Below are 7,405 nucleotides of genomic sequence, written 5' to 3'. Positions count from 1 at the left end.
GTCTCGGAGTCCTCGTCGGTCTCCTCTTCCTCGACCTCGACGACCTTGCGGGTCTTGGCCGGGACGTTCTGCTGGGCGACCGGAGGCTGGAAGAGCATGCCGCCGGGCGGGGAGAAGAGGGAACCGGAGGTACCGGGGGTGTTCTCCTCGGTCTCCTCTTCCTCTTCCTCGACCGCTTCCGGGGCGGGTGCCTCGACGGTCTTGGGCGCGCGCGAGCGCGTACGGGAGCGGGTGCGGCCGCGGGAGGTGCTCTCCTGGGTGCCGTTGCCCTCGCCTGCGGAGTCCCCCTTGGGGGCGTTCTTGTCGACCGACCCGCGGGGAGCGTCGTCGTCCTCGGAGGCCACTCGGGTGCGTCGACCACCGGTGGCCACGGGAACGTCCGCGGGTCGCCCCGCGGCGCGGACCGTGCGCCTGCGCACCGGCGTGGGCGAAGAGGTCTTGACCGTTCCACCCTCACCCGAACCGGCCGGCTTGGTGCTCGGTGTGGTCGGTGGTGTGAAGACGTCCTCGGGTTCGGGGGGTGGTCCGGCCGCGCGGCGAGCGCCCTTGGCGGGCGCGGGCCTGGTCACCCGAACCTCGCCGTCCCCCGCTGGGGGCGTCCCCGCTGTGTTCTCGGTTGTTTCAGTTGTACCCGCGGTGCCGTCGGCACCGCTCTTGGGCTCGTTGTCGAGCATCCGGGCGGTCTCCCGTCAAAGTTCTCGGGCGCGCCGTCGGCCGCGTACGGTCCGACGCTGCGGCTCACGAGAACTGTCGTCGCTGTGTCAGCGCCGGCGGCACCTGAGTGTCGCCGGGGCAAAGTCCTGTGGTTACGCCCATGTACCCCGCGTTGGGACCGCTCATGGGCGCGATCCCGTCATGGGCGACGGCCGTGGTGCTCGGGTGCGTCGATCGTTCGTCTCATCGTGTGCGGACCCGGTGCTCTCTGTGGTGGGAGCTTCGGGTCGGTCCGCGTCGAACGGGTCGGCGATCGCACCTGTCACCTCGTCCAGCGGCCCCTGCGCCAGCCGGGTCATCGTGGGTGATGACGGCGGCGCGAGGTCGGCCACGTGGCGAAGGCCGGTCAATACGTCGTCTGGTCGAACAGCAGGTGTCGTGTGCCGTACGACCATTCGAAGTATGGCATATGTCGTGTGTCGCTCCCCTGGGGCGCGCCCATGGGGACCGTCGCACACGTCGATACCGAGTACAGCCGGGCGGGTGTCGAAGCGGCGTCTGCCCTTCTTCGTCATCCGTTCCACCTCGACGCTCTCGGCGGCCAGATAGTCGGCCACCGCCTTGGCGGCGTCGCCGGGGTCGACGTCCGCCATCTCCACTCGCCATACGGAGGCCTGGAGCCGGTCGGCCAGGCCCGTTACCCGAGCCTCGACGACCTCGAGCACGTCGATCCCATCGGGCATGGCCGCGTCGATCGCGTCCTTGACCTGATCGGGCCGGCACTCCTCGGTCATGGTGAGCTCTAGATACTCCGCCTCGCTGGCGACCCCCGTGGGGGCCGCACCGGTGTAGGAGATCTTGGGATGTGGTGAGAAACCGGCGGAGAACGCCACGGGCAGGGAGGCCCTGCGTAGAGCTCTCTCCAGTGCCCGGGCGATGTCACGGTGACTCGCGAATCGCATGCGTCCACGTTTGGCGTAGCGGACTCGGAGCCGTTGGCCGGGTTTGGCGGTGGAGGGTGAGGTGGTGCCCTCGTGTGCGGGGGGCAGCTCAACTCCTTTCCTCATGCCCCCTCTGTACGGGCCGTCGGTGGCGACCCGAAAGGGGCTGTTCCTCGTCCTGTTCAGCGTACGGTGCGCCGCGGTGCACATGCGCCAACAGGACTGCGCATACCGGTTCCTGCCCCGCTGACCTGGAATCGAAAAGTCTCGAACAGATTCCGAGCGGTCCTGCGAACCGGTGTCCACCACCTGAACACGGAGGGCCGGAAAAAAAATCCAAAGAAAATCCGCAACCGATGGCAACCCACCGGCACCCCCGGGAGTCTTACTTTACGTACGGCCCGGCGCGAGCGGGGCGCCGGGCCGTACACCTTCCTCCCCGGGAGGCTTCGGCCCCACGGAAGCGCGAGCGGACACAACGAACGCGAGCGCGCCGCAGGACGAAGACACCCGGAGCGCGAACTTTACTCTTCCACCCCAGGACACACCAGTGCCCTGGGGTTCTTTGTGTCCCGAACCCGCACACACGGTTCCTCGGTCACCTTCGCTCACCTCCCACTCGGGCGGGCCGGAGTCACTGGACGGTGCTCCTGCGCCCACGTGGGCCCTCATCGGTTCAAGGCCCGGTCAGACCACGGTCAGTGGCAGCATCGGGCGCCCCTCGGCCGGATCGTTGATCTGGATCTCGGTGCCCATGCTGGGGCACACACCGCAGTCGTAGCAGGGGTTCCATCGGCAGTCGTCGATCTCCGGCGACTCCTCGCCGTGCAGGGAGTCCTGCCAGTCCTGCCAGAGCCAGCTCCGGTCCAGCCCGGCGTCCAGGTGGTCCCAGGGCAGGACCTCGTCCTCGTCCCGATCGCGAGTGGTGAACCAGTCCAGGTCCACCCCGGTTCCGGCGAGGGCGACCGCGGCCGCCTTCTTCCAACGGTCGTAGGAGAAGTGTTCGCTCCACCCGTCGAAGCGGCCGCCCTCCTCCCAGACCTGTTCCACGATCCGGCCCACACGACGATCGCCGCGGGACAGCAGTCCCTCGATGATCGATGGTCGGCCCTCGTGGTAGCGCAGACCGATCGACCTTCCGTACTTGCGGTCACCGCGCAGTCGGTCCCTCAGCTTGCGCAGCCTGGCGTCCACGTCCTCGTGGGAGGTCTGGCCGACCCACTGGAACGGCGTCTGCGGCTTGGGCACGAACCCGCCGATGGAGACCGTGCATCGGATGTCCTTGCGTCCGGTCACCTCTCGTCCGGTCCGGATGACCTCGGTGGCCAGGTCCGCGATGGCCAGGACGTCCTCGTCCTCCTCGGTGGGCAACCCGCACATGAAGTACAGCTTCACCTGTCGCCACCCGGCCGCGTAGGCGGCGGTGACGGTACGGATGAGGTCCTCCTCGGTGACCATCTTGTTGATCACCCGGCGCATGCGTTCGCTGCCGCCCTCGGGAGCGAAGGTCAGCCCGGAACGGCGGCCGTTGCGGGTGAGTTCGTTGGCCAGGTCGATGTTGAAGGCGTCGACCCGGGTGGAGGGCAGTGACAGGCCGGTGTTGGTCCCCTCGTACTCGTCGGCGAGGTTCTTGGCGATGTCACCGATCTCGCTGTGGTCGGCGCTGGACAGGGAGAGCAGACCGACCTCCTGGAAGCCGGAGTTGCGCACCCCCTCCTCGACCATCCTCTGGACGGTTTTCTGGTTGCGCTCGCGTACCGGGCGGGTGATCATCCCGGCCTGACAGAAACGGCAGCCGCGGGTGCAGCCGCGGAAGATCTCCACGCTGTAGCGCTCGTGCACGGACTCGGCCGTGGGCACGATGGGTTTCTTGGGGTAGGGCCACTGGTCCAGGTCCATCACGGTGTGCTTTTGCACCGTGCCCGGGACCCCCGGCCGGTTCGGGGTACAGGCGGCGATCCGACCGTCGTCGTGGTGGCTCACGTCGTAGAAGCGCGGAATGTACACCCCGCCGGTGGCGGCCAGGCGCAGCAGCAGCCCGTCGCGCCCACCCGGTTCGCCCTCCTCCTTGAACTCCCGGATGATCTCGGTGACGGCCAGGGTGATCTCCTCGCCGTCGCCCAGCACCACGGCGTCCAGGAAGTCCGCGATGGGTTCGGGGTTGAAGGCCGCGTGCCCGCCGGCCAGCACGATCGGGTCGTCCTCGGTGCGGTCGACGGAGCGCCGCGGGATCTCGCCCAGGTCCAGCGCGGTGAGCATGTTGGTGTAGCCCATCTCGCTGGCGAAGCTCAGGCCGAGCACGTCGAAGGCGCGTACGGGGCGGTGACCGTCGACCGTGAACTGTGGGATGCCGTGCTCGCGCATCAGCCTCTCCATGTCCGACCAGACGGCGTAGGCGCGCTCGGCCAGGACCCCCTCGCGTTCGTTGAGGATCTCGTACAGGATCTGCACGCCCTGGTTGGGTACGCCCACCTCGTAGGCGTCCGGGTACATCAGCGCCCAGCGGACCCGGGTGTCGTCCCACTCCTTGACCACGGAGTTGAGCTCACCACCCACGTACTGGATCGGTTTGCTCACCCGACCCAGCAGGGGTTCGATACGCGGGAAGAGACTTTCGACGGACATGGTGTAGGCCTTCGATCGGCGGACATCGTGTCTGCCCGGCCCCTGGTCGGAAACCCTCGGGGCCGGTGTTGCTCACGCGCGGTGGATCTCCCAGGTTACCGGCGCGGGGGGCTTCCGGCCGGTTTTCCACAGGCCCGTTCGGTCCGGGCCCCGGCGGGGCCCGGACCGAACGGGTTCAGTACTCGAAACCGCGGTCGCGGGAGTTGACGCCCAGCACCAGCCCCAAGGCGAGCATGTTCGCCATGATCGCCGTGCCGCCATAGGAGACGAACGGCAGTGGGAGACCGGTGACGGGCACCACGCCCAGGCACATGCCGATGTTGATCAGGCCCTGGAACGAGAACCAGGCGGCCACCCCCACGCACAGCATCCGCGGGTAGGGCAGATCGCAACCGAGGGCGATCCGCAGGATCCGCCAGATCACCACGCCCAACAGCACGATGATCGCCGCGGCCCCGACGAACCCGAGTTCCTCTCCCGCCACGGTGAAGATGAAGTCGGTGTGCTGTTCGGGTACGAACCGACCGTGGGTCTGTTCGCCCTGGAACAGGCCGGTGCCGTCGAACCCGCCGGACCCCACCGCGATGAGGGCCTGAGCGGAGTTGTACCCCGAGCCCTGCGGGTCCGCGGCCGGATCCATCAGGGTGGCGATGCGGTCGACCTGGTAGGGCTCCAACATCTCGAACCACCACACGGCGAACGCGCCGGCGGCCCCGACCGCGAGCATGCTCCCCACCCACACCAGGGGCGCCCTCGACAGGGTGAGCATGCCGAGGAAGGTCGCGCACAACACCAGGCTGGTGCCCAGGTCGGGTTGGAGCATGACCAGGGCGAGCGGGATCGCCACGACCAGCACGCACAGCAGCACGTCGCGGCTCATCGGCCGCGTCTCACCGTCCCTGGGTTCGCCCAGGAAGGTGGCCAGGACCAGGATCAGCCCGATCTTGGCGAGTTCGCTGGGTTGGAACTGAAACCCCGCGACCACGAGCCAGCCCCGCGATCCGTTGATGACCGCACCCAGCGGGGTGAGCACCAGGACCAGGGCGATGATCGTCACCGCGTAGACGATGGGCGCGTAGGCGCGCACCGTCCGGTAGTCGATCGTCGCCACGACCAGGCACACCACCCACGCCACCGTCAGGTGGGCCAGGTGGCGCAGGAGCGCGTCCATGGAGTCACGGGGATCTCCCCCGTCACCCGGCAGGGTCGCCGACCACACCAGCAGCGCCCCGATGGCTCCCAGGAAGAGCACGGCGAGGACGAGGACCCGGTCGAGGCGTCGAGCGCTTCCCGCCGCGGTGGCCGCGGTGCGGCCGAGGTGCCGTCGCCGGAACGTTCCGCTGTAGGTGTCCATCAGAGCTCCAGCGGGTCGATGGAACCGTCCGAACGAACGGTGGGCAGGTCGGAGTGGGGCTCACCGCCGGGCAGCAACTCCTTGCCGCCCCCGAGCCCGTAGATGGCCTTGTAGATCTGGCTCGCGATGGGCGCGGCGGTCTCACCACCGGTACCGCCCTGGGAGACCAGGACGGCCACCGCGTACTGCGGGTCGTCGGCCGGAGCGTAGGAGGCGAACCAGGACGACACCTGGCGCTGTTCGGCGTCGGCGCTGCCGGTCTTGCCCGCCACGGACACCTGGTCCTGCGGGAAGTCGCCGAAGGCCCCGCCACCGGTACCGGACTTGGTCACCTCGGTCAGCGCCTCCTGAAGGTAGCGAAGGGTCTCGTCGCTGACCGGAAGCTCGCCCTTGACCGTCGGTTCGATGGGTTCCACGTCCGACCCGTCCGCGGAGACCAGGGCCTTGGCCACGCGCGGCTCGTACAGGGTCCCGCCGTTGGCGATGGCGGCGTAGGCGGAGGCCAGCTGCAACGGGCTGACCAGGACGTCGCCCTGACCGATCGCGAAGTTGACCGCCTCGTTGGCGCGCCATTCGAAACCCTGGACGCAGTGCTCGTGCGCGAGGCGCTGAAGGTAGGAGGCGTGCGAAGGGTTGGTCTCGGCGATGTCCGGATACCCCTCGTCGGCCCGGGCGCAGTTCGCCTCCCGGGTCTCCTCCCAGAAGGTGCGCTTCCACTCTCGGTCGGGGACGCGGCCACCGGTCTCGTAGGGCAGGTCCACCCCGGTCGGCGAACCGAACCCGTAGCCGCGGGCCATCTCGGCCATCGCCTCCTCCGGCTCGCCATCGGGGTGCAGTCCACCGTCCTTGAGCCACATCTGGTAGCCGAAGTTGTAGAAGACGGTGTTGCAGGAGGCGACGATGGCCTGTTTCAGGGTGATGCTGCCCTGTCCGGCGCCCGCGTAGTTCTCGTAGGACTGCCCGGCCAGGCTGACCGAACCGGGGCAGGCGTAGGTGCTGCGCAGCGAGTAACCGTTCTCGGCCGCCGCCGACATCGACGACACCTTGAAGGTGGAGCCGGGCGGGTAGGTGCCCTGGACCGCGCGGGAGAGCAAGGGTTCGCCCGCCTCCTCGCTGAGGATCTCGTCGAAGGTCTCCTGGTCGATGCCGCCCTGCCAGATGCTCGGGTCGTAGGTGGGCAGGCTCGCCATGGCGACGACTCCGCCGTTGGTGACGTCGAGGACCACGGCGGCGCCGGAGTCGGCGCGGTACTTGGGTCGTGCGCCCGCCATGCCTTCCGCGAGCGCCTTCTCCGCGGCCTTTTGCACCTCGATGTCCATGTGGGTGACGATGTGGCGGCCGGCCACGGGCAGTTCGTCGGAGATCACGTCCATGACCTCTCCGTGGTTGTTCACCCCCAGGGTCCGCAGACCGGCGGTGCCGCGCAGTTCCTGGTCGTAGACGGCCTCCAGGCCGTCCCGACCCACCTGGTCGATGCCGGTGAAGCGGGTGCGCAACTCCTCGCGGGCGTCGAGTTCCTCCTGCGTGACGGGCTGGAGGTAGCCGAGCATCTGCCCGGCGTGCTCGCCCTGCGGATACTCCCGCACGGCCTGGGCCTGCGCGGTGATGCCGGGGAAGTCCTCGGCGCTCTCCATGATCTGCAGCGCCACCGACCCTTCGATCCCCTCGGCGAGGGTGACGGGCTGGTAGGGCGAACCCGGCCAGCAGGGACGCTCGACCTCGGGGCCGCACAACCGTACGCGCTGGCGGAGTTCCTCCACGGGGACGTCGAGGACCTCGGCCAGGTCCGTCAGGACCTTCTCGCCGCCGTCCTCCATCCCCTGGAGTTCGT

The 7,405-nt window shown here is 68.8% G+C and carries 5 protein-coding genes and 1 pseudogene; 1 reads left to right on the top strand and 5 read right to left on the bottom strand.

The window, feature by feature from the left end; translation table 11 throughout:
* A pseudogene (locus K8V84_RS15460) lies at nt 1–569 on the bottom strand (ribonuclease E/G); the annotation flags it as partial.
* 267 nt (nt 570–836) lie between these two features.
* On the bottom strand, nt 837–1,616 hold the full coding sequence (locus tag K8V84_RS15455) for a TIGR03936 family radical SAM-associated protein (RefSeq protein ID WP_304075459.1): 780 nt from the start codon (nt 1,614–1,616) through the stop codon (nt 837–839).
* Nucleotides 1,617–1,719: 103 nt separating this feature from the next.
* Here K8V84_RS15455 and K8V84_RS15450 point away from each other — a divergent pair, with 103 nt between their 5' ends.
* Complete coding sequence (locus K8V84_RS15450) at nt 1,720–1,845, top strand: hypothetical protein (protein WP_304075456.1); 126 nt, start codon at nt 1,720–1,722, stop codon at nt 1,843–1,845.
* Nucleotides 1,846–2,282: 437 nt separating this feature from the next.
* Here the strand turns inward: K8V84_RS15450 and K8V84_RS15445 are convergent, their stop codons facing one another.
* From K8V84_RS15445 to mrdA, 3 genes are all read right to left on the bottom strand, one after another.
* Nucleotides 2,283–4,220 carry a TIGR03960 family B12-binding radical SAM protein gene (locus K8V84_RS15445; RefSeq protein WP_304075453.1) on the bottom strand — a complete coding sequence of 646 codons (1,938 nt, stop codon included), beginning with the start codon at nt 4,218–4,220 and terminating at the stop codon, nt 2,283–2,285.
* Nucleotides 4,221–4,395: 175 nt separating this feature from the next.
* On the bottom strand, nt 4,396–5,574 hold the full coding sequence (rodA, locus tag K8V84_RS15440; protein WP_304075450.1) for a rod shape-determining protein RodA: 1,179 nt from the start codon (nt 5,572–5,574) through the stop codon (nt 4,396–4,398).
* Nucleotides 5,574–7,405 (bottom strand): penicillin-binding protein 2 (mrdA, locus tag K8V84_RS15435; RefSeq protein WP_304075448.1); only part of this gene is annotated, 1,832 nt, incomplete at its 5' end. The genes rodA and mrdA, both read right to left, overlap by 1 nt.

Origin of the sequence: Nocardiopsis listeri, from assembly GCF_020741345.1 — a bacterium.
GTDB lineage: Bacteria > Actinomycetota > Actinomycetes > Streptosporangiales > Streptosporangiaceae > Nocardiopsis > Nocardiopsis listeri_A.
The sequence above is the reverse complement of the archived record's forward strand: the minus strand, read 5'-3'. Positions and strand labels throughout refer to the sequence as shown.

Bases quoted from the DNA above. Each gene is read 5' to 3' on its own strand.
- K8V84_RS15455 (WP_304075459.1), bottom strand. From the start codon at position 1,616: ATGCGATTCGCGAGTCACCGTGACATCGCCCGGGCACTGGAGAGAGCT.
- rodA (WP_304075450.1), bottom strand. From the start codon at position 5,574: ATGGACACCTACAGCGGAACGTTCCGGCGACGGCACCTCGGCCGCACC.
- K8V84_RS15450 (WP_304075456.1), top strand. From the start codon at position 1,720: ATGCCCCCTCTGTACGGGCCGTCGGTGGCGACCCGAAAGGGGCTGTTC.
- K8V84_RS15445 (WP_304075453.1), bottom strand. From the start codon at position 4,220: ATGTCCGTCGAAAGTCTCTTCCCGCGTATCGAACCCCTGCTGGGTCGG.